This window comes from Streptomyces sp. NPDC053513, from assembly GCF_044544765.1.
Taxonomy (GTDB): Bacteria; Actinomycetota; Actinomycetes; order Streptomycetales; family Streptomycetaceae; genus Streptomyces; species Streptomyces litmocidini.
Genome location: NZ_JBITXP010000004.1, coordinates 465,160 through 490,839, shown reverse-complemented (window position 1 = coordinate 490,839; position 25,680 = coordinate 465,160). Strand labels below are relative to the sequence as shown.

Sequence of the window (25,680 nt, the reverse complement as noted above, 5' to 3'; positions counted from 1 at the left end):
GCCGCTGAAGGGCGCCGTCCCGTGTGCCCACCCGTCCCGCCCCAGCGGGACGATTGCCCACACGGCGGGTGGGGTCCGCCCCGCCGGGCGCGGGCGCAGCCCGCACGGGCAAGGCGGGGGCGCCGCCCCGCAGGGCGCGGGGCGCAGCCGGGGGCCCTGCCCGTCCGGGGCGCGCCCCGGCAGCGGTCCCGGTCGTCGAGGACAAGCGCCACCGGAGAGGTGGAGACGTCACGTGTCCGAATCTGTGGGGCGCCCGTCCGTGAGGACACGGCGGACCCACGGCCCCGACGGCGAGGCTTGCCCCATGAACCCGATGACGCTCGTCCCCGACAGCAAGCTCGCCACCGCCGCCACCGAACTCGTCCGCGACACGACGAGCGAGCTGATCTACGACCACTCCCGCCGCGTCTACCTCTTCGGCGCCCTCCAGGGCCGCGCCCGAGGTCTCGCCTTCGACCCCGAACTCCTCTACGTCGGCGCCATGTTCCACGACCTCGGCCTCGGCGAGGCCCACCGGGGCAGCGGCCGCCGCTTCGAGGTCGACGGAGCCGAGGAGGCCGCCGCCTTCCTCCGCTCCCACGGCGCCGACGAGGACGCCGTCCGCCGCGTCTGGACCGCGATCGCCCTCCACACCACCCCCGGCGTCCCCGGCTTCATGGAGCCCGAGGTCGCCCTCGTCACCGCCGGCGTCGAGTACGACGTCCTCGGCATCGGCTACGACGACCCCGCCGCCGTCACCCCGGAGGACCGCGCCGCGATCGTCGCCGCCCACCCCCGCCCCGACTTCAAGCGCCGCATCCTGGCGGCCTTCGCGGACGGCATCTCGCCCAGGCCGGACACCACCTTCGGCAACGTCAAGGCCGACGTCCTGCGCCATTTCGTGCCCGGATTCGTCCCCGGGGACTTCGTGACGACGATCCGGGACTCCGCCTGGCCGGAGTGAAGGGTCCCCTCCGCTTGCGCGGTCCGCCAGTCGGTCAGAAAGTATCCACCATGTGAGATCACATTCCGAAACCCGGACCGGGAATCGATACGATGAGCCCATGGTTTCCCACGACGTGAGCGAAGAGACTCCGAGCACCACCCTGCTCGTGGCACGCCTGCACGTCGACCTGTGCCGCCTCACCAGCGCGATGTGTACGACCCGCGCTGCGCTCTGAACGACGGCTGAGCGCACCTCACGCACGACCCCCTCCGCGCGGGGCCACAGCAGCGCGCCCATCACGCCACTTCCGACAGGAGAGCCCACGCCATGGCCATCGAGGTCCGCATCCCGACCATCCTCCGCACCTACACCGACGGCGAGAAGGCCGTCCAGGGCAAGGGCGGGACCCTCGCCGAGCTCTTCGCCGACCTGGAGACCCGCCACAACGGGATCGAGGCGCGCATCGTCGACGGCGGCAAGCTCCGCCGCTTCGTCAACGTCTACCTGAACGACGAGGACGTCCGCTTCCTCGACGGCATCGACACCAAGCTCGCCGACGGCGACAACGTCACGATCCTGCCGGCCGTCGCCGGCGGCATGGTCTGATCCACATGCGTTACGACTCCTCGCTGGCCGCGGTCGGCAACACGCCGCTGGTCCGCCTCCCCCGGCTCTCGCCCTCGGACGACGTCCGCATCTGGGCGAAGCTGGAGGACCGCAACCCCACCGGCTCGGTCAAGGACCGCCCCGCGCTCCACATGATCGAGCAGGCGGAGAAGGACGGCCGGCTCACCCCGGGCTGCACCATCCTGGAGCCGACCAGCGGCAACACCGGCATCTCCCTCGCCATGGCCGCCAAGCTCAAGGGCTACCGCATCGTCTGCGTCATGCCCGAGAACACCAGCGAGGAGCGGCGCCAGCTGCTCGCCATGTGGGGCGCCGAGATCATCTCGTCCCCCGCGGCCGGCGGATCGAACACGGCCGTACGGGTCGCCAAGGAGCTCGCCGAGCAGCACCCCGACTGGGTGATGCTCTACCAGTACGGCAACCCGGACAACGCGGGCGCCCACTACGCCACCACCGGTCCCGAGATCCTCGCCGACCTCCCCTCCATCACCCACTTCGTCGCCGGCCTCGGCACGACGGGGACGCTGATGGGCGTCGGCCGCTACCTCCGCGAGCACAAGCCCGACGTCAAGATCGTCGCCGCCGAACCGCGCTACGACGACCTCGTCTACGGCCTGCGCAACCTCGACGAGGGCTTCGTGCCCGAGCTGTACGACGCCTCCGTCCTCACCACCCGCTTCTCGGTCGGCTCCGCCGACGCGGTCACCCGCACCCGCGAACTCCTCCAGCAGGAGGGGATCTTCGCGGGCGTCTCCACCGGTGCCGCCCTGCACGCGGCCATCGGCGTCGGCAAGAAGGCCCTCAAGGCGGGCGAGTCCGCCGACATCGCCTTCGTCGTCGCGGACGGCGGCTGGAAGTACCTGTCGACGGGCCTCTACACCGCCAAGACCACCGAAGAAGCCATCGAAACGGTCCAGGGCCAGCTCTGGGCGTAACCGCTGTGGGCAATCGTTCCGCCGGGGCGAGTCCGCCGGGGCAGGGGGGTCCCCCCGCGCGAGCGGAGCCGAGAGCCCGGGGGAGGGCGGGCACAACGGAACGGCGCGCACAGCCGCGCCCAGGCTCCCGCGCCTGAACCCGCACCGGACGCCCCCGCCCCGGTGCTACCGCGCCAAATGGCGGACCTGGTCCCACACGGCCGGGTCCGCCTTCCCCACCCTCCGGCGGAAGTCCCCCACCGGCACCTCTCGCAGCTCGTCGGTCTCCAGGAAGCTGGGCCGCCCCTGCGCATCGCCCACCGCCCCCGGCGGCAGCGCGATCACCCCCGGTCGCTCGTCGTGGTACTTGCTGGTGATCTTCGCGACGAGCGCACTGTCCCCCCGTACCACGAGCACCAGACAGGGCCGGTCCTTCGACCCGGGCCCGTCCTCGAAGGGCACGTCCGCCCACCAGATCTCGGCGGCCCTCGGCGCCCGACCCGGTCGCGCGGGGGCCCTCCGGGGACCGGCCGGACCGCGAGGAGGCCGCGGCCGCCCCGCCGGCCTCCGGGACGACGGCCGCCGCGAGGACCGCTTCCGCCCGTCGGCGAGCACCACCACCAGCGCGATCACCACGACCGCGACCAGCGCGGGCCACCACGACGTGTCCATACCTCAAGAAGGTACCGGGGCGCCTCCCACCCCGCCGCCGCGCCCTGCCATCCATCCGAACCGGTGACAGAGCCCGTGAGTTCGCCCACAACGGGCCACCGCGAAGGAGCGTCGGGCCCGGGTGCGCCTTACGCTCGACAGACCGCACAGCCTCCCCTCCCCCAGCGCGCTTCCCGCACCCGTCCACGGAGGTTCACGCTCCATGAAGCTCACCGTCGTCGGCTGCTCCGGGTCGTTCCCGTCCGCGGACTCGGCCTGTTCGAGCTACCTCGTCGAGGCCGACGGCTTCCGGCTGCTCCTCGACATGGGCAACGGCGCCCTGGGCGAGCTGCAGCGCCACATCGGTCTGTACGACCTCGACGCGATCTTCCTCAGCCATCTGCACGCGGACCACTGCATCGACATGTGCGGGTACTTCGTCGCCCGCTACTACCGGCACGACGGCGGGCGCTGCGACGCGATCCCCGTCTACGCGCCGGAGGGCGCCGAGCAGAGGCTGACCACGGCGTACGCCGACACGCCCTCGGCCACCTCGATGAGCGAGGTCTTCGACTTCCACACGCTGAAGTCGGGCGACAGCTTCCGGATCGGCCCCTTCTCCGTCCGTACGGAGAAGGTGTGCCATCCGGTCGAGGCGTACGGCATCCGGGTCGAGCACGGCGGCCGTTCGCTCACGTACTCCGGGGACACCGGGGTCTGCGACGCGCTGCACGACCTCGCCGACGGCACCGACCTCTTCCTCTGCGAGGCCTCCTTCACCCACGGCAAGGAGGACGTCCCGGACCTCCACCTCAACGGCCGGGAGGCCGGCGCCCACGCGACCCGGGCGGGGGTCGGGCGCCTGGTGCTCACCCACATCCCGCCGTGGACGGACGGCGAGCGGAACCTGCGGGACGCCCGCGAGGTCTACGCGGGACCGTCGGAGCTGGCGAGACCGGGCGCGGTCTACGAGATCTGAGGACGTCTGCTCAGGTCTGAGGACGTCTCCTGAGATCTGAGGACGTCTACGAGATCTGAGGACGCCGAGCACTCCCGTGACACGGGAAGGGCCCCGGAACCGTGCGTACGGTTCCGGGGCCCTTCCGCCGTGCGGGTGAGGCTCACGCCTTGGTGAGGTCCTCGATCTCCTCCTCGGGCTCGCGGCCCGGGGTGGGGAGGTTGAACTTGACGATCGCGAAGCGGAAGACCACGTAGTAGATCGCCGCGAAGACGAGGCCGATCGGGATGATCATCCACGGCTTGGTCGCGAGGTTCCAGTTGAGCAGGTAGTCGATGCCGCCGGCGGAGAAGGTGAAGCCCGCGTGGACGCCGAAGGCCCAGGTGACGGCCATGGACACGGCGGTCAGGACCGCGTGGATCGCGTACAGGACCGGCGCGATGAACATGAAGGTGAACTCGATCGGCTCGGTGATGCCCGTGACGAAGGAGGTCAGCGCGAGGGAGACCATCATGCCCATGACGGCCTTGCGGCGCTCGGGGCGGGCGGCGTGGGCGATGGCGATCGCGGCGGCCGGGAGGCCGAACATCATGATCGGGAAGAAGCCCGACATGAAGATTCCGGCGCTCGGGTCACCGGCGAAGAAGCGGTTGAGGTCACCGTGGACGACCTCGCCGGCGGCGTTGGTGAAGTCACCGATCTGGAACCAGGAGACGGTGTTCACGAACTGGTGCATGCCGACGGGGATCAGCGCGCGGTTGATGAGGCCGAAGAGGCCGGCGCCACCGGCGCCGAGGCCGGTCATCCACTCGCCGAAGCTGGAGATGCCCTCGCCGATCGGCTCCCAGACCAGGCCGAAGACGACGCCGACGGCGGTGCCGACGAAGGCCATGATGATCGGGACGAGACGGCGGCCGTTGAAGAAGCCGAGCCAGTCGACGAGCTTGGTGCGGTGGAACCGCTGCCACAGGACGGCCGAGAGCAGACCCATCAGGATGCCGCCGAGGACACCCGGGTTGTTGTACGTCGCGGCGACGTCGACGCCCTTGTTGGCGGTCGTGTTGACGACGGCCTCGGTGATCGGGAAGGCCTTCAGCACGTTGCTGTAGACCAGGAAGCCGACGAGCGCGGCCAGGGCGGTGGAGCCGTCCGCCTTCTTGGCGAAGCCGATGGCGACGCCGATGCAGAAGAGCAGGGGCAGGTTGTCGAAGACAGCGCCGCCGGCCGTGGCGAACACGGAGGCGACCTTGTCCCAACCGAGTCCGTCCTTGCCGAAGACGTCGGGCTGGCCGAGACGGAGCAAGATACCCGCGGCCGGCAGCACGGCGATCGGCAGCTGCAGGCTGCGACCGACCTTCTGCAGGCCCTGGAACAGGCCGGATCCGCGCTTCTTCGCGGGAGCGGCGGCCTGGGCGGTGGCCGTACTCATCAACTTCCTCCAGTAGGGCAAGGCGCCGCCAGAGGATGGAAAAGGGGGTGACGGCGGCGTCTCGTGGAACGCGGTGGTCTGGACCGCGTGGTCTACACCAATGAGTGGTGTAGACCAGTTGTAGCACGTGGGACTTAGATAAGGAACCTGTGAATTCTGTGCGCTCAGCCATAGCTGGAAATGCGCGACAAAAGACCCCCGGACGGCCAGGTCCAGGGGCCTTTCACGGGCTTCGCGAAGGGGTCGGAGGCCCCGGGAGCGGACGGGCTCCGGCGGGTGATCGCCGGGCTACTTGACGTTGTCGCGCTCGATCTCCTCCTCGACCTCCTCCGGCTCGCGCCCGGGCGTCGGAAGGTTGAACCTGACGATCGCGAACCTGAAGATCACGTAGTACACGACCGCGAAACCCAGACCGATCGGAATGATCAGCCACGGCTTCGTCGCGAGGTTCCAGTTGATCACGTAGTCGATCAGACCGGCCGAGAAGCTGAAGCCGTCCTTCACGCCGAGCGCCCAGGTCACCGCCATCGAGACGCCGGTCAGCACGGCGTGGATCGCGTACAGCAGCGGCGCGATGAAGAGGAACGAGTACTCGATCGGCTCGGTGATGCCGGTGACGAACGAGGTGAGGGCCACCGAGAGCATCATGCCGCCGACGGCCTTGCGGCGGTGCGGCTTCGCGGTGTGGGTGATCGCGAGCGCCGCGGCGGGCAGCGCGAACATCATGATCGGGAAGAAGCCCGTCAGGAACTGCCCGGCGTTCGGGTCGCCCGCGAGGAACATGGGGATGTCGCCGTGGACCACCGTGCCGTCCGGCTTGGTGTACGTGCCGAACTGGAACCAGATGGGCACGTTCAGGAACTGGTGCAGGCCGATGACGAGCAGCGCCCGGTTGGCGACGCCGAAGATGCCCGACCCCCACGCGCCGAGCCCGACCAGCCAGTCGCTGAAGTTCTCCAGCCCGTCGCCGATCGGCGGCCAGATCCACAGGCAGATCGCGGCGAACGCGATCGCGACGAACGTCATGATGATCGGGACCAGACGGCGGCCGTTGAAGAAGCCCAGCCAGTCGACCAGCTTCTTCCGGTGGTAGCGCTGCCAGAACCAGGCGGCGAGCAGACCCATGACGATGCCGCCGAAGACGCCCGGGTTCTGGTAGGTGTAGCCGGCGAAGGTGTCGTCGGGGGCGAGACAGCCGCCCCCGATGTCCTTCGTGCCCGTCGGGCAGTCCTTCGGGAACTGGCGCAGCACGTTGTAGTAGACGAGGAAGCCGACCACCGCGGCCAGCGCGGTTGAGCCGTCCGCCTTCTTCGCCATGCCGATCGCGACGCCGATGCAGAACAGCAGCGGCAGGCCGAGGCTGCCGTCGAGCAGCGCGCCGCCCGCACCCGCCATCACCTTCGCGACGTTGTCCCAGCCGAGACCCTCCGCGCCGAAGACGTCCGGCTGCCCCAGACGGTTGATGATGCCGGCGGCCGGGAGGACGGCGATGGGGAGCTGAAGGCTGCGGCCCATCTTCTGGAGGCCCTGGAAGAGGCCGCTCCAGGAGACGGACCTCTTCGGTTTCGGCTCCGGCTCCGGTTTCGCCGCGGCGCTGTCGGTACTCATCGGCGTCCTCCCTGCCCGGAACGGACCGGGCCCGCATCTCGTTGCACACTGGTGTAGACCAGTTGCGGTAGGCTCCGGGAGCCCGCTAGAGGACAGGCTGCCGGTGATCGTCATCATTCGGCAGAACGGCTGTCCTTGCTCGCGAAGTTGGGCCAACCGTGGGTTACCGTGACAAAGCGGACCACAGGTGCGCCGAGATTCGCGTCCTCGCGAACGGAACGGACAGGGAGAAAAACATGGCCAGCAAGGCTGAGAAGATCGTCGCCGGGCTCGGCGGCATCGACAACATCGAAGAGGTCGAAGGCTGCATCACCCGCCTGCGCACCGAGGTCGTGGACGCCTCCCTCGTCGACGAGGCCGCCCTGAAGGCCGCCGGCGCCCACGGCGTCGTGAAGATGGGCACCGCCATCCAGGTCGTCATCGGCACCGACGCCGACCCGATCGCCGCGGAGATCGAAGACCTGATGTGAGCGTGAGCACCCCGCTCACATCCTGAGGAGGGCCCGTTCCGGCAGGGGAACGGGCCCTCCGCCACGTCCGCCGCACCCCGATAGGCTCGTCCCATGTCTCGCATCGACGGCCGTACCCCCGAACAGCTCCGCCCCGTCACCATCCAACGCGGCTGGAGCAAGCACGCCGAGGGCTCCGTCCTCATCTCCTTCGGCGACACCAAGGTCTTCTGCACCGCCTCCGTCACCGAAGGCGTCCCGCGCTGGCGCAAGGGCAGCGGCGAAGGCTGGGTCACCGGGGAGTACTCCATGCTCCCCCGCGCCACCAACACCCGCGGCGACCGCGAATCCGTCCGCGGCAAGATCGGCGGCCGCACCCACGAGATCTCCCGCCTCATCGGCCGCTCCCTGCGCGCCGTCATCGACTACAAGGCCCTCGGCGAGAACACCATCGTCCTCGACTGCGACGTCCTCCAGGCCGACGGCGGCACCCGCACCGCCGCCATCACCGGCGCCTACGTCGCCCTCGCCGACGCCGTCACCTGGGCCCAGGGCAAGAAACTGGTCAAGGCCGGCCGCAAGCCCCTCACCGGCACCGTCGCCGCCGTCTCCGTCGGCATCGTCGACGGCGTCCCCCTCCTCGACCTCTGCTACGAGGAGGACGTCCGCGCCGACACCGACATGAACGTCGTCTGCACCGGCGACGGCCGCTTCGTCGAGGTCCAGGGCACCGCCGAAGCCGAACCCTTCGACCGCAAGGAACTCAACGCCCTCCTCGACCTCGCCTCCGGCGGCTGCGCCGAACTCGCCGAGATCCAGCGCAAGGCCCTCGAAGGAACCCTCTGACGCACCACTGCGTCCTGACGGACGACGGGCGCACGGAACGTACCCGATACGATCCGTGCGCCCGAAGACCGTCATGTACGTAACTGGGGGAGGACCCGCCTTGAAGCGCCGTCTCGCACTCGCCACGGCCACGGCCGCCGCGCTCACCACCGTCCTGAGCGGCTGCGGAGCCCTCGACACCGCCATGGACTGCGTCAAGACCGCCGACGCGATAGCCACCTCCGTCCAGAACCTCCAGCAGGCCGTCTCCAACGCCTCCAACGACGTCACCCAGATCGAGGAGTCCCTGAACTCGATCTCCACCGAACTGGGCAACCTCAAGAACACCACCGACAACGCCGACCTCTCCAAGGCCGTCGACGACCTCTCCAAGGGCGTCGACTCCGTCCGCACCGCGGTCAAGAACGGCGACACCACCCCCGACATCACGCCGATCACCGACGCGGCCGGCGAAGTGGCCAAGGTCTGCACCCCGGGATAATCGGGGCATGACCCGACAGCGACTGATCCTCGCCACCCGCAACGCGGGCAAGATCACCGAACTCCACGCGATCCTCGCCGACGCGGGCCTCGACCTCGAACTCGTCGGCGCGGACGCGTACCCCGACGTCCCCGACGTCAAGGAAACCGGCGTCACCTTCGCCGAGAACGCCCTCCTCAAGGCCCACGCCCTCGCCCGGGCCACCGGCCTCCCCGCCGTCGCCGACGACTCCGGCCTCTGCGTCGACGTCCTCAACGGCGCCCCCGGCATCTTCTCCGCCCGCTGGGCCGGCACCCACGGCGACGACAAGGCCAACCTGAACCTGCTCCTGGCCCAGCTCTCGGACATCGCGGACGAACACCGCGGCGCCCACTTCGCCTGCGCGGCGGCCCTGGCACTGCCCGACGGCACGGAGCGGGTGGTCGAGGGCCGGATGCCGGGCACCCTCCGCCACGCCCCGGTCGGCACGAACGGCTTCGGCTACGACCCGATCCTCCAGCCGGAGGGCTACGACGTGACCTGCGCGCAGCTGTCGCCGGAGCAGAAGAACGCGATCAGCCACCGCGGTAAGGCGTTCCGGGCACTGGTGCCGGTGGTGCGGGAGCTGGTGGGCTGAGGGGTGGAACGACGAAGAGCCGCCCGGAGAGCGGCTCTTCGTGAAGTGCGGCCGATGGGATTCGAACCCACATGGGCGAAACGCCCAGAGGCACCTAAAACCTCCGCTTATACCATTCAGCAACGGCCGCTTGTACGGCCATGGTAGCGGTCAGGCGGTATCTGTCTGTGGGGTGTGCCGATGTTTCCCACGGCACCACGTTGCCGTCTTCGAGTGGCAGTTGGGGCACAGATAGCGGAGGTTCTCCCGGCGGTTGTCGAGCCAGTCTCCGTTGATGTGGTCGATCTGCAGGGCGATGGGTCCCCCCTCCACGTACCTTCGTTCCCGCACTCGACGCAGCGGTACGGGACGCCCACCTCGGTGAGGGCGCGATGGAGTCGGTCGCGGTTCTCGCGCGACGACCCTTTGGGGCGTACCCGGAACACCTTGTCTGCGATGGCCTTCGGCGCCGCGATCTGCGCGACTTCGCGCAGCGTCGTCGAGGAGGCGACCGCCTCGGCGATGGCGCTGTCCGTGTACTTGCGCCAGGGGCTCTGCTGCTTGAAATGGCCGGTGTCGATGCCGTACTCGGCGACCTTCGCCTGGAGCGTCCGGCGCCGCCCACCGCTCGCCCCGCCCCCGAGTCGACGCATCAGGTCGGCCCATCCCCTCGATTCCGCCACGGCGGCGCTGAGCTGTTCCTTCGTGTACGCGCTCGTCCCCATCGAGCCCCCTCCCCAGTACGGATCTCGTACAGATCAACGACCCGGACATCGGGCGGTCACGCCATATCGCGTGCGTATCGCGTACGGGAAACGGAACGGCCCGCGCCGGGCGTGCTCCGGTGCGGGCCGTTTCGGTGGTGGAGGGGTCAGAACCTCGGTTCCGGGGTCTGGGCCAGGATCAGTTCGGCCGCCTCCTCCGGGGTCGCCACCGACGGGGGCGATCCCTCCAGGGGGCGTCGGGCCGTCTCCTTCATGCAGGCCACCGCGATCACGCCGACGAGCGCCGCGCCCATCGCGTAGTACGCCGGCATCAGGTTGCTGCCGGTCGCGCCGATCAGGGCCGTGATGACGAGCGGGGTCGTGCCGCCGAAGAGGGACGTCGACAGGTTGTAGCCGACCGACAGGGAGCCGTACCGCACCTCCGTCGGGAAGAGCGCCGGGAGCGCCGCCGACATGGTGCCGAGCATGCAGACCAGGGAGAGGCCGAGCATCAGCATGCCCGCGGTGATCGCCGCCACGCCGCCCTGCCCGATCAGGAGGAAGGCGGGCAGGGAGAGGAGCAGGAAGCCGAGCATGCCGGTCATCAGGACGGGCTTGCGGCCGAAGCGGTCGTTGAGGCGGCCGACCTGAGTGATGATCAGCATGAGCAGGACCATCACGAGCAGGAGGACCAGCAGGCCGTGGGTCTCGCTGTAGCCGAGCTCGTCGGAGAGGTACGTCGGCATGTACGACAGCAGCATGTAGTCGGTGATGTTGTACGCGCCGACCAGGGCGACGCACAGGATCAGCGCGGGCCACTGCTGCCGGAAGATCTTCGCCAGGTCGCCCTTGGTGGAGGTCTCCACCGGGTCCGCCGCCTCCGAGGCGCGTGCCGACTCGCTCTCCAGCTTCTGGAAGGCGGGCGTCTCGTCCAGTCGGAGCCGCAGGTAGAGGCCGACCAGGCCGAGGGGGCCCGCGACGAGGAACGGTACGCGCCAGCCCCACGCCTCCATCGTGTCGGTGCCGAGCCATGCGGTGAGCGCGGTGACGAGGCCCGCCGCGCCGACGTAACCGGCCAGGGTGCCGAATTCGAGGAAGCTGCCGAAGTAGCCGCGGCGGCGGTCGGGGGCGTACTCGGCGATGAAGGTGGAGGCGCCGCCGTATTCGCCGCCGGTCGAGAAGCCCTGGAGCATGCGGAAGAGCACCAGGAGGGCCGGTGCCCAGAACCCGATCGTGGCGTACGAGGGGATGAGGCCGATCGCGAAGGTGCCGACCGCCATGAGGATCATGGTGAGCGCGAGGACCTTCTTGCGGCCCAGCCGGTCACCCATCGGGCCGAACACCATGCCGCCGAGGGGGCGGATCAGGAAGGCGACGGCGAACGTCGCGAACGACGACAGGAGCTGGACCGTGTCGTTCCCGGAAGGGAAGAAGACGTGTCCGAGGGTGACGGCGAGGTAGGCGTAGATGCCGAAGTCGAACCACTCCATGGCGTTGCCCAGGGAGGCGGCCCGCACCGCGCGCTTGACTGCCGCCTCGTCGGTGACCGTGATGTCGGTCCGTCGCAGTCTGGGCTGTCGGCGCCGGGTGGCGGCCTTGAACAGGTGCGGGTGGCGTCTCAAAGCCTCGGGATCGTCCGCGGGGGAGCGGTCTGTGGCCGGCATGACCGTGTGTCCTCTCTGGGGGTGAGCAGACTCCAGAGGCACTTCTGCACGGTCATGCCGTTCGCAAACGGGAACGATCCCGGAATGAGACGCCCGTCACACGGGCCCGTCATGCAGGTCCGTCACAGGGGCCTGTCGCGCGGGCCCGTCACGCGGACTCGTCACACGGGCCCGTCGCACGGGTCGGGGTTCAGACGCCCAGGTCGCGCATGATCTTGGCGACGTGGCCGGTGGCCTTGACGTTGTAGAAGGCGTGTTCGACCTTGCCGTTCTCGTCGACGACGACGGTGGAGCGGATGACGCCCGTCACCACCTTGCCGTAGAGCTTCTTCTCGCCGAAGGCGCCGTACGCCTCCAGGGTCGTCTTCTCCGGGTCGCCGACCAGGGTGACCTTGAGGTTCTCCTTCTCGCGGAACTTCGCGAGCTTCTCCGGCTTGTCGGGGGACACGCCGATGACGTCGTAGCCCGCGGTGGCGAGGACGTCGAGGTTGTCGGTGAAGTCGCAGGCCTGCTTGGTGCAGCCGGGGGTGAGGGCCGCCGGGTAGAAGTAGACGATGACCTTGCGGCCCTTGTGGTCCGCGAGGGAGACCTCGTTGCCGTCCGCGTCGGGAAGGGTGAAGGCGGGGGCGGTGTCGCCGGGCTGCAGTCGCTCGCTCATGGCTGGCTCTCCTCGGGGGTGGTCGCTTACGCCTTCAGAGCCTAATGGGGGTCTGACGCGACCCGATCGCGACAGAACTGACAGACTGTCCACAAGGACCGATCAACGACCGGATCACGACTACGGAGGCAGCGCGGTGTCGGAGGCCAGGACCCCTGCGCAGATCGAGGCGGACATCGTCCGCCGGCGCGAGCAGCTCGCCATCACGCTCGATGAGATCGGCATTCGGATGCACCCGAAGACGATCATCGGGGACGCCAAGGCGAAGGTCGCCTCGACCGTCGACCAGACGGCCGGCCGTGCCTTCGTCGCCGTCAACCGGGTCGTCTCGGACGTGAAGGCCCGTTTCACCACCGAGGACGGCGCGCCCCGCCTGGAGCGGGTCGTTCCGGCGGCCGTCGTGGCTCTGGCCGTCGTCGGGCTGATCGTCTCCTCCTCCCGGCGGCACAGGGCGTGAGCCTCCCCGGGTACGGGCGACACGCCCGGGCAGGTAGGTTCGACGGGTGAGCGAGAACACGCACGACAAGCTGCCCATCCGGATGCTCCACGACCGGGTCCTCGTCCGCACCGACTCCCCGGAGGGGGAGCGGCGTTCCGGCGGCGGCATCCTGATTCCGGCGACGGCCGCCGTGGGCCGTCGTCTCGCCTGGGCCGAGGTGGTCGCGGTCGGTCAGAACGTCCGTACCGTGGAGATCGGCGACCGGGTGCTGTACGACCCCGAGGACCGTGCCGAGGTCGAGGTGCGGGGTGTCGCGTACGTCCTGATGAGGGAGCGCGACCTGCACGCGGTGGCGGCGGACCGGTTCATGGGGACGTCGGATTCGACCGGGCTGTATCTGTAGGAAGAGGCACGTGGGAGAAGTGTGCGAAGGCCCTGGTGACCGGAGTCACCGGGGCCTTTGCCCGTTCTTTGCTAGCCTGGAGACACCCCGACGAGACGCGCCGTACCGGGTTTGACGACAAGACGACGCACCCCTGTTGATCCGTTTCGCGGAGGTGTCTCGTCATGGCTTGGGTTCTGCTGGTCGTCGCCGGTCTGCTGGAGGTCGGCTGGTCCATCGGGATGAAGTACACCGACGGCTTCACCCGGCTCTGGCCCAGTGTCCTGACCGGTGCGGGGATCGTGGCCTCCATGGTGCTGCTGTCGCAGGCGGCCAAGACGCTGCCGATCGGTACGGCGTACGGCGTGTGGGTCGGTATCGGTGCGGCCGGTGCGGCGGTGCTCGGCATGGTGGTGCTCGGTGAGCCGGCGACCGCCGCCCGCGTCTTCTTCGTCTGTCTGCTGCTCGTGGCCGTGGTGGGACTCAAGGCGACGAGCGGTCACTGACTCCGGGCGGCCGTGGGGGAGGGCTGGGGGGCGCGTGAGGCTCCCGGTCCCGCCTCGCCCGTCTCGTACCAGTCCTCCGATCCGTCGGGGCCGTCCGGGCCGTCGGGGCCGTCGGGACTCTCCGGTCCGTCCGGTCCGTCCGATCCGTCCGGGGCCGGCGGCGGCGTCGGCATCGGTTCGGCCCCCGGCATCAGCCGGAGCTCGAAGTCCTGGGGCGGTGTCCCGTCCAGTGCCTCCCGGGTGAACCGGGCCCAGATCTCGGCCGGTGCCCCGCCGCCGTTCATGCGGGGCTGGCCCAGGGCGCCGTAGAGGGACTCCTGTGCTCCCGACTCGGGGTCCTGCCCCATGAGCGCGACGACCGTCGCGAGCTCCGGGGTGTAGCCGGCGAACCAGGCGGCCTTGTCGTCCTCCGCCGTGCCCGTCTTGCCGGCGGCCGGGCGTCCCGCCGCCTGGGCGGCCGTGCCCGTGCCGGTGTCGACGACTCCGCGCAGGATCGACGTGGTCGTGTCGGCGGCCTCGCGGCTGACCGCCTGTCGGCGGGCGACGGCCGGGAGTTCCAGTTCCCGGCCGCCCTGGCTGATGCTCTCGACGAGGGAGTACGTGCCGTTGCGGCCGTGTGCGGCGAGCGTGGCGTACGCGGAGGCCATGTCGAGGACGCTGGCGGTGGCCGAGCCGAGGGCGATGGACGGGGAGGCGGTGAGGTCGGGGGTGGAGCGGGGCAGGCCGAGGGCGATCGCGGTGCGTCGTACGTCCGCGGGGCCGACGTCCACCGCCATCTGGGCGTACACGGTGTTCACCGACAGGCTGGTGGCGGCGCCGACGTTGATGTCGCCGTAGCTGGCCTCGTCCTCGTTGGCGGGGTCGTACGGTTCGCCGTTCCAGCCCTCCACGGGGCGCCGGTTGGTGCCGTCGTACAGGGTGTACGGGGTGATGGGCCGGCCCTGCTGGGTCTGGGCGCCGTTCTGGACGGCGGCCGTGAAGACGAAGGGTTTGAAGGTGGAGCCGACCTGGTAGTCGCGGCGGGTCGCGTTGTTGACGTACTGCTGGGTGTAGTCGACGCCGCCGTACATGGCGAGGACCTTGCCGGTGGCCGGGTCGACGGCCGCGGCCCCGACCCGTACGTACCGGTCGGCGGGGGCGCTCGCCGGGTCGAGCCGGGAGACGACCCGGTCCTCGACGGCCTGGACGAGGGCCTCCTGCTTGGCGGGCTCCAGGGTGGTGGTGATGCGGAAGCCGCCGCCGGCGAGGGTCTTCTCGTCGACGATCCCGTGGTCGGTGAGGTACTGCTCGACGGCCTGGACGAGGTAGCCGCGCTGTCCGGAGAGGGCGCTGGTGGCGCGGGCGGTCTGGGGGACGGGGAAGCGGGCGGCGGCGCGGGCCGCGGGGCTGAGCCATCCCTCGCCGACCATGCCGTCGAGGACGTAGTGCCAGCGGGCGACGGCCTTGGCCCGGTTCTCGGGGTGGGTGGTGACGTCGTAGGCGCTGGGGGCCTTGAGGAGGGAGGCGAGGTAGGCGCCCTCGGCGGTGTCGAGCTGCTGGACGTCCTTGCCGTAGTAGGCGCGGGCGGCGGCCTGGACGCCGTAGGCGTTGCGGCCGAAGTAGCTGGTGTTCAGGTAGCCCTGGAGGATCTCCTCCTTGCTCTTCTCGCGGCCGAGCTTGAGGGCGATGAAGAACTCCTTGGCCTTGCGGGTGAGGGTCTGTTCCTGGCCGAGGTAGTAGTTCTTCACGTACTGCTGGGTGATGGTGGAGCCGGACTGGCGGCCCTTGCCGGTGACGGTGTTCCAGGCGGCGCGGACCATGGCCTTGGGGTCGACGGCGCGCGAGGTCTGGAAGTCGCGTTCCTCGGCGGCGAGGACGGCGTGTCGGACGGGGAGCGGGATCTGGTCGAGGCGGACGCTCTCGCGGTTGACCTCGCCGTCGCGGGCGAGCGGGGTGCCGTCCCGGTAGAGGTAGACGTTGGACTGGGCGACGGCGGCGGCGTTGGCGGGCGGGATCTCGACCAGGAGGTAGCCGGCGGCGAAGCCGCCGACGAGCAGCAGGCCGCCGAGGAGGAGGAGTCCGAGGAGGGTCCGCAGGACACGGCGGGGGCGTCTCGGGGGGCCGGGGTCGGCGAGGGTGGGGTCCCGGGGTTCCCAGCCGTCCGGGTGGGGGTCGTCGTCGCTCGCGCCGTTCGTACCGCTCGTACCGCTCGTACGGTTCGTACCGTTCGCATCGGAGGAAGGGGACATGGCATCACATACTGCACGGAACGCGCCGAAACTCCCTCAAGCGACCCGAAGGTGGCGCGAAAACCGCTCGCGGCACGCCGGGCGAAGGCACTAGGGTCGTGCGCTTCGCCGTATCCGTGTGGACATCCGTGGGGAAAGGGCCTCTCATGCTGCGGCTGTACGCGATGGTGGCCGCGGGCGGGTTCCGGCGCTTCGCCGCCTACCGCGTGGCCACGGCGGCCGGTGTCTTCACCAACACCGTCTTCGGTTTCGTCCTCTCCGCCACCTACATCGCCCTCTGGAACGAACGCCCCCGCCTCGGCGGCTACTCCATGGACGACGCCCTCGCCTACGTCTGGATCGGCCAGGCCCTGATCACGGTCTGCGGGCTGATGGGCGGCGGCTTCGAGGACGAGCTGATCGAACGGATCAGGACCGGCGACATCGCCGTCGACCTCTACCGCCCCGCCGACCTCCAGGCCTGGTGGTTCTCGGCCAACGCCGGCCGCTCCGCCTACCAGCTCCTCGGCCGCGGAGTCGTCCCGATGGCGGTCGGCGCGCTCGTCTTCGGCTTCACCCTGCCGCCGGGACCGGGCGCGTGGCTGGCGTTCCTGCTCGCGGTGGCGCTCGGCTCGGTGGTCGGCTTCGCGATCTGGTACCTGGTGGCGATGAGCGCGTTCTGGCTGCTCGACGGCCAGGGCGTGGTGCAGGCGGCCTGGCTGGCGGGCCTGTTCTTCTCCGGGATGCTGCTCCCGCTGAACGTCTTCCCGGGCGCGCTGGGGGACGTCGCGCGGCTGCTGCCGTGGGCGTCGCTGCTGCAGGTGCCGGCCGACGTGTACCTGGGGAGGTACGAGGGCTGGGAGCTGGCGGAGGCGTACGGCTTCCAGGGCTGCTGGGCCCTGGTCCTGCTCGGCGCGGGCCGGGCGGCACAGACGGCGGCGACGCGGAAGGTGGTGGTGCAGGGTGGGTAGGCCCCTGGCCGGCGACTCCTGGCGCACGTACCGGGGGGCGGGGCTCCTGGGCGACTCCTGGCGCACGTACCGGATGGTGGCGGGCATGTGGATCCGCTCCACGATGGCGTACCGCTCCTCCTTCGCCCTGACCCTCGTCACCAGCTTCTGCGTCACCTTCTTCGACTTCGTCGTCATCCTCCTGATGTTCGGTCAGGTGCGGGGCCTCGGCGGCTTCTCGTTCGCGGAGGTCGCCCTCCTGTACGGGACGGCCGGCACGTCCTTCGGGATCGCCGACCTCACGATGGGCTCGCTGCAGAGGATGGGGAAGCGGATCAGGGACGGCTCGCTCGACACCTTCCTGATGCGTCCGGCGCCGCTGCTGGCGCAGGTCGCGGCGGACAAGTTCGCGCTGCGGCGGTTCGGCAGGGTCGCGCAGGGCCTGATGGTGCTGGTCTGGGGCCTGCTCCTGCTGGACGTGGCGTGGACGCCGCTGAAGGCGCTGCTGCTGCCGGTGACGGTGGTGTGCGGGGCGGTGATCTTCGGCGCGGTGACCGTGCTCGGCGCGTCGGTCCAGTTCTGGACGCAGGACGCCTCCGAGGTCACGAACGCCTTCACGTACGGCGGGAACACCCTCCTCCAGTACCCGCCGACGATCTTCGCGCAGGAGCTGGTGCGGGGCGTCGTGTACGTGGTGCCGCTGGCGTTCGTGAGCTGGCTGCCCGCCCTGTACGTGCTGGGGCGGCCGGCCCCGGCGGGGGTGCCGGAGTGGGCGGCGTTCGTGTCGCCGCTGGTGGCGGCGGTCTGCTGCGGGGCCGCGGGGCTCGCGTGGCGCGCCGGGATCCGCTCGTACCGATCGACAGGAAGCTGAGGCCTCCCCATGCCCCCCTTCATCGAACTGGACGCACTGGAGAAGACCTTCACGGTCCGCCGCAGGGCGGGCCTGCTGCGCCGTGAGAAGAAGGAGGTCAGGGCGGTCGACGGCATCTCCTTCGGCGTCGAGCGCGGGGAGATGGTCGGCTACATCGGTCCGAACGGCGCCGGGAAGTCGACCACGATCAAGATGCTCACCGGCATCCTCACCCCCAGCGGCGGCCGGCTGCGGGTCGCGGGCATCGACCCGGCGCGCGAGCGCACCCGTCTGGCCCAGCGGATCGGCGTGGTCTTCGGCCAGCGCACGACGCTCTGGTGGGACCTGCCGCTGAGGGACTCGTACCGGCTGACCCACCGCATGTACCGCATCCCCGACGAGCGTTACGAGAAGAACCTCGCCCGCTGTGTGGACCTCCTCGACCTGGGGGAGCTCCTGGACGTCCCCGTCCGGCAGCTCTCCCTGGGCCAGCGGATGCGCGGGGACATCGCGGCGGCGCTGCTGCACGACCCGGAGGTGCTGTACCTGGACGAGCCGACGATCGGCCTGGACGTGGTGTCGAAGGCGAGGGTGAGGGAGTTCCTGAAGGACCTGAACGCCTCCCGGGGGACGACGGTCCTCCTGACCACCCACGACCTCACGGACATCGAGCAGCTCTGCTCGCGGGTGATGGTCATCGACCACGGGCGCCTGATGTACGACGGCGACCTGGCCGGCCTGCACGCCGTGGGCGAGAGCGAACGGCTCCTGATGGTGGACCTGGAGCGCGAGCTGCCTCCGATCACGGACGTGCCGGGAGCCCGGTTCGTACGGGCGGAGGGCCCGCGTCAGTGGCTCGCGTTCCCGGCGTCGACGTCGGCGGCCCCGCTGGTGGCGGCGGTGGCGGCCGGGTACCCGCTCCTCGACCTCTCGGTGCGGGAACCGGACATCGAGGCGGTGATCGCGAAGATGTACGGGGGAACTCGGGACGAGCGCCGGGAGTCCCTGAGGTAGGAGGTCGAACCGATGGTGAGTTTCTCGTACACGGCCGCGGACGAGGAGAAGAGCAGGGGCGTCCGCCGGATGAAGACGCTGGCGACGTCCCTGCTGCTCGGCGTGGCGGTGGTCTACGGCCTGGCGACCTGGGCGCGGAACGAGGGCTGGGGGGCCTGGGCGGGCTACGTCGCGGCGGCGGCGGAGGCGGGCATGGTCGGCGCGCTGGCGGACTGGTTCGCGGTCACGGCCCTCTTCCGGCGCCCCCTGGGGCTCCCCATCCCCCACACGGCGATCATCCCGACGAAGAAGGACCAGCTGGGCGCGCAGCTGGGCACGTTCGTGGGCGAGAACTTCCTCTCGGCGGACGTCGTACGGGGCAGGCTGAAGGCGTTCGGCATCGGCGGCCGGCTGGGGGAGTGGCTGGCGGACCCGGCGCACGCCGACCGGGTGACGGCGGAGGCGGCGACGGCGCTGCGAGGCGCCCTGACCGTCCTCCGTGACGCGGACGTCCAGGCGGTCGTCGGGGAGGCGATCACCCGCCGCGCGGAGTCGGCGGAGATCGCCCCGGGCCTGGGCAAGACCCTGGAGCGGATCGTCGCCGACGGGGCGCACCACCGGGCGGTCGACCTGATCTGCACCCGGGCCCACGACTGGCTGGTCACGCACGGGGACTCGGTGATGGACGCGGTCCAGGGCGGGGCCCCGGGCTGGACGCCGCGCTTCGTGGACCGTCGCATCGGCGAACGCGTCTACAAGGAGCTCCTCCGCTTCGTCACGGAGATGCGGGACATGCCGGGGCATCCGGCGCGCGGGGCGATCGACCGCTTCCTCGCCGACTTCGCCGCCGACCTCCAGGCGGACACGGACACCCGCGCCCGCGTGGAGCGCCTGAAGGCGGACCTCCTGGCCCGGCCGGAGATCCAGGACATCATCGCCTCGGCGTGGTCCTCGGTCCGGTCCCTGATCATCGCGGCGGCCGAGGACGACCGCAGCCAGCTCCGCCTCCGCGCCCGCGCCTCCCTGATCTCCCTGGGCACCCGCCTGGCGACGGACACCCACCTCCAGGCGAAGGTCGAGGGCTGGGCGGAGGACGCGGCGGCGTACGTGGTCACGACGTACCGCGACGAGATCACGTCCCTGATCACCGACACGGTCGCCGGCTGGGACGCCGTCCAGACCTCCCGCAAGATCGAGGCCAACATCGGCCGCGACCTCCAGTTCATCCGCATCAACGGCACGGTGGTCGGCGCGCTGGCGGGGCTGCTGATCTACACGGTGAGCCGGGCGGTGGGGGGCTGACCTTCCTGGTCAGGCCTCCCACGGGTGACGGCCCAGGAGGACGGAGTCAGGCCCTCCCGCGCGTCGCGGCCCAGGAGGCGGCGGCCATGCCCCCGGCGACGGAGAACACGGCGGGCCAGGCGCCGATCTTCTTGGCGAGCGGGTGGGACCCGGCGAAGGCGGCGACGTACGCACCCGTCAGCCCCACGGAGGCCTTGATCCCACCCACCTGCTGCCACTCCCGAGCGGCCACCCCACCGGCCACGGCGAGCACGACACCCCCGAGGGGCCGCTTCTTGGTCCACCGGGCGACGGCGTAACCGCCTACGAGGCCGGCGGCGGCTATGGCGGGGGAGGGGATGCGGGGCATGGCGGGGGACCTCTCAGAATCCAGTGTGTACGGGTTCGAGCCTAGCGAGGGGCCGGACGGTGTGGTGGCGTGGCCCGGTATCACTTGTTGCCTCTGATGGCTGTTCTTTGTCAGGTCTGTGCCGGCGTCCGGGCAAGGGCGGCCCGGAGGATCGCGCCGGCATCATCCGGAAGCCCCAACGCATGCAGCTCGACCGCGATGCGCATGACCTCCTCTTCGGCGCGACTCCGGCCGTTAATGCCGATGGCTGTGTCCGCGAGATCGTCCTGACCGTTACGCAGCAGCGCGATGGCTGCCGCGCTCTCCAAAGGAGACAGGGACCTCGACGTGTCCTGGATGAGGGCAACTGCGTACCCGATATGCCCGCTTTTATGGAGGGCGGCGGCGCTGGCGGCGAGCTGCTGCGCCGCAGCCACATCACGTTCCCTCCGCTGCCGGTCCCCCGTGGGGCGGGGGACCGGCAGCGGAGTACGGCGTGTGAGAACGGCCGGATTGCTTCCCTCCGCGAAAGCGGGCGGGGGGGAGCTCGTGGAAGGCTGGCGGGCGAGAAGCCGGCTGTTCTCGCCGCGGAGCCGCTGGTTTTCCCTGAGTACCGGGCCACAGTTCTGGCAGAAAGTCGCCTCGGCCGCCGCATGGAGCGTGCGCAGCTCCGTCGGGGAAAACGCCACCGGATCAGGAGCCGCCTGTTCGGCAGCGAGCTTGTGGAGCAGGAGAACGAGGCCGAGGGGCGGTTTTCTGCGGCCGCTGCGATAGCGAGAGATCTCGCTCGGGTCCTTGCGCCAGCCTTCCAGTGCCAGCAGCTCTGAGGCCTCGGTCAGCGTTCTCACCGCCAGGTGCTCGTAGAGAGCGGCTATCGCCTCAGCGAGTGCCTTCCGCCCTGGTGGGAGGTCCGGTCCCGTCGTGCCCGCCGTGCTTTTTCCCGCCATGGCCATCCCCCTATGAACGCCCGTAGTTCATTGTGCAGTAAGGAGTTTTGACTACCTTGCGCGCAAAGCCAGCTGGGGGTGGACGGCGCCCTTGGCCGCCGTGCTGAATGGTTGAGCCAGCCGGAAGTCCGGCAGAGCGGGCCTCTGGGTTTGCGCTGCTGGTGGACGGCTCTCCAGGGTGTTCGTTGAGCGGAGGATGCAAGTGGCAATGCCGTCGTGGCTCGACAAGTCGTTCGGCAGCAAGGTGCGCGCTGGCCTGTGGCTGGTGTCGGAGGTTGGGGAAGGAAACATCTTCACCAAGGGGCAGTTGCGGGCGGCGTTCCCCGAGGTGGCACAGATTGACCGCCGGGTACGCGACCTGCGAGATCACGACTGGCAGATCGACACCAGGCGTGAGGACGAGTCGCTCCACCTCGATGAGCAGCGTTTCGTGAAGAAGGGCGCTGACATCTGGCTTCCCGGGCAGTCGAAGTCCCCGAAGGAGAAGTCCGGGCTCACCGCGGCCCAGCGGACCAAGGTCTTCGTGGCAGACAGCTTCCTCTGCCGGTCCTGTGGCATCGGTGCGGGTGAGTCGTTTGGCGACGGTGGCCAGGACGCACAGTTGGAAGTCGCGCGGCGGCAGGTCCAGATGGCGGACGGGACGAGCGAGATCCAGCTCGTCACCGAGTGCAACCGGTGCCGGGTGGGAGGCCGTCAGCGCCAGGCGGATCTGGCGGGCGTACTGGGCAGCATTGAGCGCCTTACTCCGCTGGAGCGGGATGTGTTCCTCAGCTGGCTGAACGTCGACCGCCGTGACCCCAGCCCGCTGGAGCGGCTCTGGGGTGAGTACCGCACCCTGCCTGAGCCGGCCCGCAACGCGGTGCGGGACGCTCTGAACGGCACGGACAAGTAACAGACGAGGGGATGCGGTAACCAGATGAAGCAGGAATTTCCGCCGCCGCCGCGCGCTGCCGAGTTCAGCGAGCTGGTCAGGAAGCGGCTTGAGGACGTGAAGAGTGCCGGCGGAACCCGTGAGACTGTCACGGTGGACTGGAACGGCCAGGCGCTTCACTGCGAGGTGATCGACTGCCCCATCAGCTCTGTTTTCTACAATCCCGGAACCCACCGCATCAGGGCGCAGCGCAGCCATGACCCCGCCAGGGACGCGGCGTTGGACGCGGACCCCTGGAAGGGAGGCAGCCAGGAGTACCTGCAGTTCCTTCTCCAGGCCGATCCGGCTGACCCCAACCGCAGGGATCCGGACTTCGACAAGCTCAAGGAGAGCCTCGAGCAGTTCGGGCAGAATGATCCCGGCCTGATCACCCACAGCGGCATCCTCGTCAATGGCAACACGCGTGCGGCGGCGCTTCGCGAGCTGGGCCAGCAGACGATGCGGGTGGGCGTGCTGCCGGAGTCGTTCACCTGGGCTGATATCAGTTCCGTTGAGCTGGCCCTGCAGCTGCGCCGGGACCACCGGCGGGACTACTCGTACATCAACCGTCTCCTCGCCATGGAGGAGCAGACCAGGCTTGGGCGGACGCCGGACGCCATCGCGAAGGACTTTCGCATCCGGCCGTCCACCTACCACCAGGAGCGCTGGATTCTGGGCACGATCCGCGAGCAGATCTCGCGCAGTGGGAACGGTGATGCACCCGGGCTGCGACTCGTCGACTTCGAGGACCACCAGGAGAAGCTCAAGGAGTTGCACCGCGCATACGAAAAGCTCGCCGGGGTCGATCCTGACCGCGCGGACGTGTTGAAGGAGCTCCGCATGGCGGCCATCGTCATGGGCTTCGCCAAGACGGACGTACGGCACATTGATGAGAGTTTCCGTGACCGGTACCTGTCCCGGACGATGTCGCCTGAATTCAGCGCACCGGCGGACGCACCGGCGGCCGTGTCCATCCCGGGGCTGGGCGGTGTGACGCTTCCCGGTGCTTCCTCCGCGGTTTCGGAAGCCCGGGCTCTGAACGACAAGGTGCTCCGCGCGAAGGCAATGGCCAGTGCCTCGAGTGACACGGCCTCCGAACAGGACAGGAAGCAGGCCCAAGGCGTCTTCCAGGAGGCCCGTGAAGCCTTTGACCAGGCGATCGACGCCGCGGGCCGTGACGCCAGGCTGAAGAAGAGGAAGCAGATGGCGCCCGCCCGTATCGCGGATGCCTGCGCGGACATCGACCAGAGCGTGGTGGAGCTTGTGCAGGCACGGGCTTCGCGCAGTCTTGATGAGGAAGCGCTGGACGAGGCCGTATTGAAGCTGCGTGAGAGCCTGCGGAAGCTCGCTCAGCAGGCTGGGCGGGGAGCCAAGACCCCTGGTGACGGTGTGGCCTGGCTTATCGAGGCCGTTTCCCTGGAGACCTCAGGATGAGCGAGGTCACCATGGGTATGTCGCTGCGTCTCGATTTCGATGAGACGCGCACGAAGGTCGTTCTCCGGACGACGGAAGAACACCGCGACGAACTCGTCCAGCTGACTGCCCGGTTCCGGTCGGGCGGCCAGCTGGGCCCCGTAGCGGCTGTGGTCGAACTCAACGACCTGTTGGGGGGCCTGGGCGCACTCTCCTCCTGGCCGGACGAGTCCGGTGTGGAGTGGGCCCCGGAGCTTCAAGAGCTGGTCGTCGGTGTCCTTCAGGACGCCCAAGCAGTAAAGGACCGCCTGGACGCGCCGGACCGTACGGAAGAGACGTGTCCCGACGAGGTCCCCTTTCTGCTGGGAGAGGAGTGGAAAGCTGATCTCAGTGACTTCCAGCGGCGTGATGTCGCCAAGCTGCTCTCGCTTCAGCACGGTGCCAACTTCAGCGTGCCCGGTGCCGGCAAGACGCGTGTAGGCCTGGCCGTGTACGCCAGCCAGAAGGCGCAGGGGAAGGTTAACCGGCTGCTCATCGTCTGCCCGAAGTCCGCATACGAAGCATGGCAGTACGAGAGCGCAGTCTGTTTCCGGCACTCACTGCGCACGGACATCCTTGGCAGGTCCTACGACCAGTGGGCCGAGGTGCTGATCGTCAACTATGAGCGACTGGATCGGTCGCTCACAATGCTGGCCGCCTGGCTGAAGGCTGGGCCCTCGATGATCATTCTTGATGAGGCGCATCGAATGAAGCTCGGTGCGCGGGGCACTTACGGCGCTGCCTGTATGGCTCTCGGGCCACTCGCCCGGCGCAGGCTGATTCTCACTGGTACCCCGGCCCCTAACGGAGCGAAGGACCTGGAGAACCTGCTCGGGTTCGTCTGGCCTGGGCATGGCCAGCGCACGGTCACGCAGGCGGTTGCTGGCGGAGACCTGGCGTATGCAAGCACGGTCCTGCGGCCCTTGTTCACCCGTACGACCAAACAGGAGCTCGGCCTCCCGCCGATGTCGCTTCAGATGCGGTACGTGGACCTGCCACCGCTGCATGAGGAGATTTACGCATCGCTAGTAGGGGGGGAGGCGAGTGGCACGGCACGCGAAGATCTCAGCGCGCTGGGGAAGACGGCACTGCGGTTGCTGATGGCGGCGGTGTGTCCTGCGCTTCTGACCGAGGGAGCGAACCGGTACGACCCGCTCGCCTATCAGCTTCCGCCGCTGGAAGTGCCGCAAGGAAGCTCGCTGTACACCTTGATGCAGAACCTTCCCGACCACGAGATGTCGCCTAAGTATCAGGAAGCGGCTCTCATCGTGGCCGAGAATGCGGAAAAAGGACGCAAGACTCTGGTATGGACAACTTTCGTCCGGAGTCTGGCCACTCTTGAGAAGCTTCTCGGGAAGTTCGGTCCTGCCGTTGTGTACGGCGGGACCCCCGACAGAGAGGAGCAGCTGCGGCGCTTCCGCGAGGATCCGGACTGCATGGTGCTGATCTCTAATCCGGCCACTCTGGGGGAGGGGATCAGCCTGCACCAGGTCTGCCACGATGCCGTCTATGTGGACCGCGATTTCATGGCAGGTCGCTTCCTCCAGAGCATGGACCGGATCCATCGTCTCGGTCTCCCGCCAGGCACCGAAACGAACGCCACGGTCCTCGTGGCCCGCCATACCGTCGACGAGGTGGTGATGACGAGGCTGGAGCAGAAGCTCGATTTCATGGGGAGGATCCTTGATGATCCTTCGGTGCAGCAGCTCGCGGATCTTGAAGAGGAGCCGGCGGTAGCTGCTGGCCTGGCGCCTAGCGACATGGCCGCTCTGTTGAGTCACATGGGGCTACCGGCCGTCCGGTGACGGGGAGGACGTTTCGCGTGCAGAGCCGGTCATGTAGCTGCCCGGACGCGCGGAGCGGTCGGCCAGGGGGCGTGTCATTGTCAAGGCGGTAGGTGACACG

Annotated in this window: 28 protein-coding genes, 1 tRNA gene and 1 riboswitch; of the genes, 19 read left to right on the top strand and 10 right to left on the bottom strand. The window is 69.4% G+C overall.

The genetic code is table 11. From position 1 onward, the window contains the following. The first annotated feature begins 304 nt into the window (after positions 1-304). From ACIGW4_RS10075 to ACIGW4_RS10060, 4 genes are all read left to right on the top strand, one after another. Positions 305-943, top strand: a complete 639-nt coding sequence (locus tag ACIGW4_RS10075; protein WP_123452733.1) for an HD domain-containing protein — start codon at positions 305-307, stop codon at positions 941-943. Between the two features lie 100 nt (positions 944-1,043). Further along, complete coding sequence (locus ACIGW4_RS10070) at positions 1,044-1,160, top strand: putative leader peptide (protein WP_311319260.1); 117 nt, start codon at positions 1,044-1,046, stop codon at positions 1,158-1,160. A 92-nt stretch (positions 1,161-1,252) separates the two neighbouring features. Then, the gene (locus ACIGW4_RS10065) at positions 1,253-1,531 is read left to right on the top strand and encodes a MoaD/ThiS family protein (protein WP_123452729.1); all 279 of its coding nucleotides are present in this window, start codon (positions 1,253-1,255) and stop codon (positions 1,529-1,531) included. A 5-nt stretch (positions 1,532-1,536) separates the two neighbouring features. Then, on the top strand, positions 1,537-2,487 hold the full coding sequence (locus ACIGW4_RS10060) for a PLP-dependent cysteine synthase family protein (protein WP_123452727.1): 951 nt from the start codon (positions 1,537-1,539) through the stop codon (positions 2,485-2,487). A 165-nt stretch (positions 2,488-2,652) separates the two neighbouring features. Here the strand turns inward: ACIGW4_RS10060 and ACIGW4_RS10055 are convergent, their stop codons facing one another. Further along, positions 2,653-3,138, bottom strand: coding sequence for a type II toxin-antitoxin system PemK/MazF family toxin (locus tag ACIGW4_RS10055; protein WP_399579621.1), 486 nt, complete (start codon positions 3,136-3,138; stop codon positions 2,653-2,655). A gap of 202 nt (positions 3,139-3,340) precedes the next feature. Here ACIGW4_RS10055 and ACIGW4_RS10050 point away from each other — a divergent pair, with 202 nt between their 5' ends. Then, on the top strand, positions 3,341-4,096 hold the full coding sequence (locus ACIGW4_RS10050; protein WP_399579619.1) for an MBL fold metallo-hydrolase: 756 nt from the start codon (positions 3,341-3,343) through the stop codon (positions 4,094-4,096). Positions 4,097-4,238: 142 nt separating this feature from the next. On the opposite strand, the gene ACIGW4_RS10045 is transcribed toward ACIGW4_RS10050, so the two are convergent. Together ACIGW4_RS10045 and ACIGW4_RS10040 are read right to left on the bottom strand one after the other, a co-directional pair. After that, entirely contained in the window at positions 4,239-5,504 is a 1,266-nt protein-coding gene (locus ACIGW4_RS10045; RefSeq protein WP_123452721.1) for a PTS transporter subunit EIIC, read from the bottom strand. Positions 5,505-5,792: 288 nt separating this feature from the next. Next, positions 5,793-7,112, bottom strand: coding sequence for a PTS transporter subunit EIIC (locus ACIGW4_RS10040; RefSeq protein WP_399579616.1), 1,320 nt, complete (start codon positions 7,110-7,112; stop codon positions 5,793-5,795). A gap of 236 nt (positions 7,113-7,348) precedes the next feature. Between ACIGW4_RS10040 and ACIGW4_RS10035 the strand changes: the two genes are divergently transcribed. The 4 genes from ACIGW4_RS10035 (at position 7,349) to rdgB (ending at position 9,504) form a co-directional block, all read left to right on the top strand. Beyond that, positions 7,349-7,582 carry a glucose PTS transporter subunit EIIB gene (locus tag ACIGW4_RS10035; RefSeq protein WP_123452717.1) on the top strand — a complete coding sequence of 78 codons (234 nt, stop codon included), beginning with the start codon at positions 7,349-7,351 and terminating at the stop codon, positions 7,580-7,582. Positions 7,583-7,675: 93 nt separating this feature from the next. Next, positions 7,676-8,407, top strand: coding sequence for a ribonuclease PH (rph, locus tag ACIGW4_RS10030; protein ID WP_123452715.1), 732 nt, complete (start codon positions 7,676-7,678; stop codon positions 8,405-8,407). 73 nt (positions 8,408-8,480) lie between these two features. Continuing rightward, positions 8,481-8,888, top strand: a complete 408-nt coding sequence (locus ACIGW4_RS10025) for a hypothetical protein (RefSeq protein ID WP_123457353.1) — start codon at positions 8,481-8,483, stop codon at positions 8,886-8,888. A gap of 7 nt (positions 8,889-8,895) precedes the next feature. Continuing rightward, complete coding sequence (gene rdgB / locus ACIGW4_RS10020; protein WP_398708470.1) at positions 8,896-9,504, top strand: RdgB/HAM1 family non-canonical purine NTP pyrophosphatase; 609 nt, start codon at positions 8,896-8,898, stop codon at positions 9,502-9,504. Between the two features lie 46 nt (positions 9,505-9,550). On the opposite strand, the gene ACIGW4_RS10015 is transcribed toward rdgB, so the two are convergent. The 4 genes from ACIGW4_RS10015 to bcp form a co-directional block, all read right to left on the bottom strand. Further along, positions 9,551-9,634, bottom strand: a tRNA-Leu gene (locus ACIGW4_RS10015). Positions 9,635-9,654: 20 nt separating this feature from the next. Continuing rightward, positions 9,655-10,149 (bottom strand): HNH endonuclease signature motif containing protein, encoded by a 495-nt coding sequence (locus ACIGW4_RS10010; RefSeq protein WP_399579612.1) that lies wholly within the window; start codon positions 10,147-10,149, stop codon positions 9,655-9,657. Between the two features lie 205 nt (positions 10,150-10,354). Beyond that, a complete protein-coding gene (gene proP, locus ACIGW4_RS10005; RefSeq protein WP_399579609.1) occupies positions 10,355-11,851 on the bottom strand; it encodes a glycine betaine/L-proline transporter ProP in 1,497 nt (498 codons plus the stop codon). Positions 11,852-12,041: 190 nt separating this feature from the next. Further along, complete coding sequence (gene bcp / locus ACIGW4_RS10000) at positions 12,042-12,509, bottom strand: thioredoxin-dependent thiol peroxidase (RefSeq protein ID WP_123452709.1); 468 nt, start codon at positions 12,507-12,509, stop codon at positions 12,042-12,044. A gap of 136 nt (positions 12,510-12,645) precedes the next feature. Between bcp and ACIGW4_RS09995 the strand changes: the two genes are divergently transcribed. The 3 genes from ACIGW4_RS09995 (at position 12,646) to ACIGW4_RS09985 (ending at position 13,836) form a co-directional block, all read left to right on the top strand. Further along, positions 12,646-12,966, top strand: coding sequence for a DUF3618 domain-containing protein (locus ACIGW4_RS09995; protein WP_123452707.1), 321 nt, complete (start codon positions 12,646-12,648; stop codon positions 12,964-12,966). A gap of 46 nt (positions 12,967-13,012) precedes the next feature. After that, complete coding sequence (locus ACIGW4_RS09990; protein WP_123452705.1) at positions 13,013-13,351, top strand: co-chaperone GroES; 339 nt, start codon at positions 13,013-13,015, stop codon at positions 13,349-13,351. A 60-nt stretch (positions 13,352-13,411) separates the two neighbouring features. Continuing rightward, a riboswitch (guanidine-III (ykkC-III) riboswitch) is annotated at positions 13,412-13,483 on the top strand. 32 nt (positions 13,484-13,515) lie between these two features. Next, positions 13,516-13,836, top strand: a complete 321-nt coding sequence (locus ACIGW4_RS09985) for a multidrug efflux SMR transporter (protein ID WP_190160198.1) — start codon at positions 13,516-13,518, stop codon at positions 13,834-13,836. On the opposite strand, the gene ACIGW4_RS09980 is transcribed toward ACIGW4_RS09985, so the two are convergent. After that, entirely contained in the window at positions 13,830-16,064 is a 2,235-nt protein-coding gene (locus tag ACIGW4_RS09980) for a transglycosylase domain-containing protein (protein ID WP_399579605.1), read from the bottom strand. The genes ACIGW4_RS09985 and ACIGW4_RS09980 overlap by 7 nt on opposite strands. A 149-nt stretch (positions 16,065-16,213) precedes the next feature. Between ACIGW4_RS09980 and ACIGW4_RS09975 the strand changes: the two genes are divergently transcribed. From ACIGW4_RS09975 to ACIGW4_RS09960, 4 genes are all read left to right on the top strand, one after another. Next, entirely contained in the window at positions 16,214-17,014 is an 801-nt protein-coding gene (locus tag ACIGW4_RS09975) for an ABC transporter permease (RefSeq protein ID WP_398708904.1), read from the top strand. Between the two features lie 73 nt (positions 17,015-17,087). Beyond that, positions 17,088-17,864, top strand: a complete 777-nt coding sequence (locus ACIGW4_RS09970) for an ABC transporter permease (RefSeq protein ID WP_399579637.1) — start codon at positions 17,088-17,090, stop codon at positions 17,862-17,864. A 9-nt stretch (positions 17,865-17,873) separates the two neighbouring features. Continuing rightward, entirely contained in the window at positions 17,874-18,857 is a 984-nt protein-coding gene (locus ACIGW4_RS09965) for an ATP-binding cassette domain-containing protein (RefSeq protein WP_359587386.1), read from the top strand. Between the two features lie 12 nt (positions 18,858-18,869). After that, a complete protein-coding gene (locus ACIGW4_RS09960; RefSeq protein WP_399579602.1) occupies positions 18,870-20,138 on the top strand; it encodes a DUF445 domain-containing protein in 1,269 nt (422 codons plus the stop codon). A gap of 46 nt (positions 20,139-20,184) precedes the next feature. On the opposite strand, the gene ACIGW4_RS09955 is transcribed toward ACIGW4_RS09960, so the two are convergent. Continuing rightward, positions 20,185-20,487: a hypothetical protein gene (locus tag ACIGW4_RS09955; protein WP_359587388.1), complete on the bottom strand. Its 303-nt coding sequence runs from the start codon at positions 20,485-20,487 to the stop codon at positions 20,185-20,187. Between the two features lie 110 nt (positions 20,488-20,597). Further along, positions 20,598-21,314: a hypothetical protein gene (locus ACIGW4_RS09950; RefSeq protein ID WP_399579599.1), complete on the bottom strand. Its 717-nt coding sequence runs from the start codon at positions 21,312-21,314 to the stop codon at positions 20,598-20,600. A gap of 307 nt (positions 21,315-21,621) precedes the next feature. Here ACIGW4_RS09950 and ACIGW4_RS09945 point away from each other — a divergent pair, with 307 nt between their 5' ends. From ACIGW4_RS09945 to ACIGW4_RS09935, 3 genes are read left to right on the top strand one after another with little or no spacing between them, the layout of a single operon-like run. After that, positions 21,622-22,305: a hypothetical protein gene (locus ACIGW4_RS09945; protein ID WP_399579596.1), complete on the top strand. Its 684-nt coding sequence runs from the start codon at positions 21,622-21,624 to the stop codon at positions 22,303-22,305. Positions 22,306-22,329: 24 nt separating this feature from the next. After that, positions 22,330-23,757, top strand: a complete 1,428-nt coding sequence (locus ACIGW4_RS09940; protein WP_399579593.1) for a hypothetical protein — start codon at positions 22,330-22,332, stop codon at positions 23,755-23,757. Further along, a complete protein-coding gene (locus ACIGW4_RS09935) occupies positions 23,754-25,580 on the top strand; it encodes a DEAD/DEAH box helicase (protein ID WP_399579592.1) in 1,827 nt (608 codons plus the stop codon). Before ACIGW4_RS09940 ends, ACIGW4_RS09935 begins: the two co-directional genes overlap by 4 nt. Positions 25,581-25,680 lie beyond the last annotated feature (100 nt).

Bases quoted from the DNA above. Each gene is read 5' to 3' on its own strand.
- ACIGW4_RS10075 (WP_123452733.1), top strand. From the start codon at position 305: ATGAACCCGATGACGCTCGTCCCCGACAGCAAGCTCGCCACCGCCGCC.
- ACIGW4_RS10070 (WP_311319260.1), top strand. From the start codon at position 1,044: ATGGTTTCCCACGACGTGAGCGAAGAGACTCCGAGCACCACCCTGCTC.
- ACIGW4_RS10065 (WP_123452729.1), top strand. From the start codon at position 1,253: ATGGCCATCGAGGTCCGCATCCCGACCATCCTCCGCACCTACACCGAC.
- ACIGW4_RS10060 (WP_123452727.1), top strand. From the start codon at position 1,537: ATGCGTTACGACTCCTCGCTGGCCGCGGTCGGCAACACGCCGCTGGTC.
- ACIGW4_RS10055 (WP_399579621.1), bottom strand. From the start codon at position 3,138: ATGGACACGTCGTGGTGGCCCGCGCTGGTCGCGGTCGTGGTGATCGCG.
- ACIGW4_RS10050 (WP_399579619.1), top strand. From the start codon at position 3,341: ATGAAGCTCACCGTCGTCGGCTGCTCCGGGTCGTTCCCGTCCGCGGAC.
- ACIGW4_RS10045 (WP_123452721.1), bottom strand. From the start codon at position 5,504: ATGAGTACGGCCACCGCCCAGGCCGCCGCTCCCGCGAAGAAGCGCGGA.
- ACIGW4_RS10040 (WP_399579616.1), bottom strand. From the start codon at position 7,112: ATGAGTACCGACAGCGCCGCGGCGAAACCGGAGCCGGAGCCGAAACCG.
- ACIGW4_RS10035 (WP_123452717.1), top strand. From the start codon at position 7,349: ATGGCCAGCAAGGCTGAGAAGATCGTCGCCGGGCTCGGCGGCATCGAC.
- rph (WP_123452715.1), top strand. From the start codon at position 7,676: ATGTCTCGCATCGACGGCCGTACCCCCGAACAGCTCCGCCCCGTCACC.
- ACIGW4_RS10025 (WP_123457353.1), top strand. From the start codon at position 8,481: ATGTACGTAACTGGGGGAGGACCCGCCTTGAAGCGCCGTCTCGCACTC.
- rdgB (WP_398708470.1), top strand. From the start codon at position 8,896: ATGACCCGACAGCGACTGATCCTCGCCACCCGCAACGCGGGCAAGATC.
- ACIGW4_RS10010 (WP_399579612.1), bottom strand. From the start codon at position 10,149: ATGGGCCGACCTGATGCGTCGACTCGGGGGCGGGGCGAGCGGTGGGCG.
- proP (WP_399579609.1), bottom strand. From the start codon at position 11,851: ATGCCGGCCACAGACCGCTCCCCCGCGGACGATCCCGAGGCTTTGAGA.
- bcp (WP_123452709.1), bottom strand. From the start codon at position 12,509: ATGAGCGAGCGACTGCAGCCCGGCGACACCGCCCCCGCCTTCACCCTT.
- ACIGW4_RS09985 (WP_190160198.1), top strand. From the start codon at position 13,516: ATGGCTTGGGTTCTGCTGGTCGTCGCCGGTCTGCTGGAGGTCGGCTGG.
- ACIGW4_RS09980 (WP_399579605.1), bottom strand. From the start codon at position 16,064: ATGTCCCCTTCCTCCGATGCGAACGGTACGAACCGTACGAGCGGTACG.
- ACIGW4_RS09970 (WP_399579637.1), top strand. From the start codon at position 17,088: ATGGTGGCGGGCATGTGGATCCGCTCCACGATGGCGTACCGCTCCTCC.
- ACIGW4_RS09965 (WP_359587386.1), top strand. From the start codon at position 17,874: ATGCCCCCCTTCATCGAACTGGACGCACTGGAGAAGACCTTCACGGTC.
- ACIGW4_RS09960 (WP_399579602.1), top strand. From the start codon at position 18,870: ATGGTGAGTTTCTCGTACACGGCCGCGGACGAGGAGAAGAGCAGGGGC.
- ACIGW4_RS09955 (WP_359587388.1), bottom strand. From the start codon at position 20,487: ATGCCCCGCATCCCCTCCCCCGCCATAGCCGCCGCCGGCCTCGTAGGC.
- ACIGW4_RS09945 (WP_399579596.1), top strand. From the start codon at position 21,622: ATGCCGTCGTGGCTCGACAAGTCGTTCGGCAGCAAGGTGCGCGCTGGC.
- ACIGW4_RS09940 (WP_399579593.1), top strand. From the start codon at position 22,330: ATGAAGCAGGAATTTCCGCCGCCGCCGCGCGCTGCCGAGTTCAGCGAG.
- ACIGW4_RS09935 (WP_399579592.1), top strand. From the start codon at position 23,754: ATGAGCGAGGTCACCATGGGTATGTCGCTGCGTCTCGATTTCGATGAG.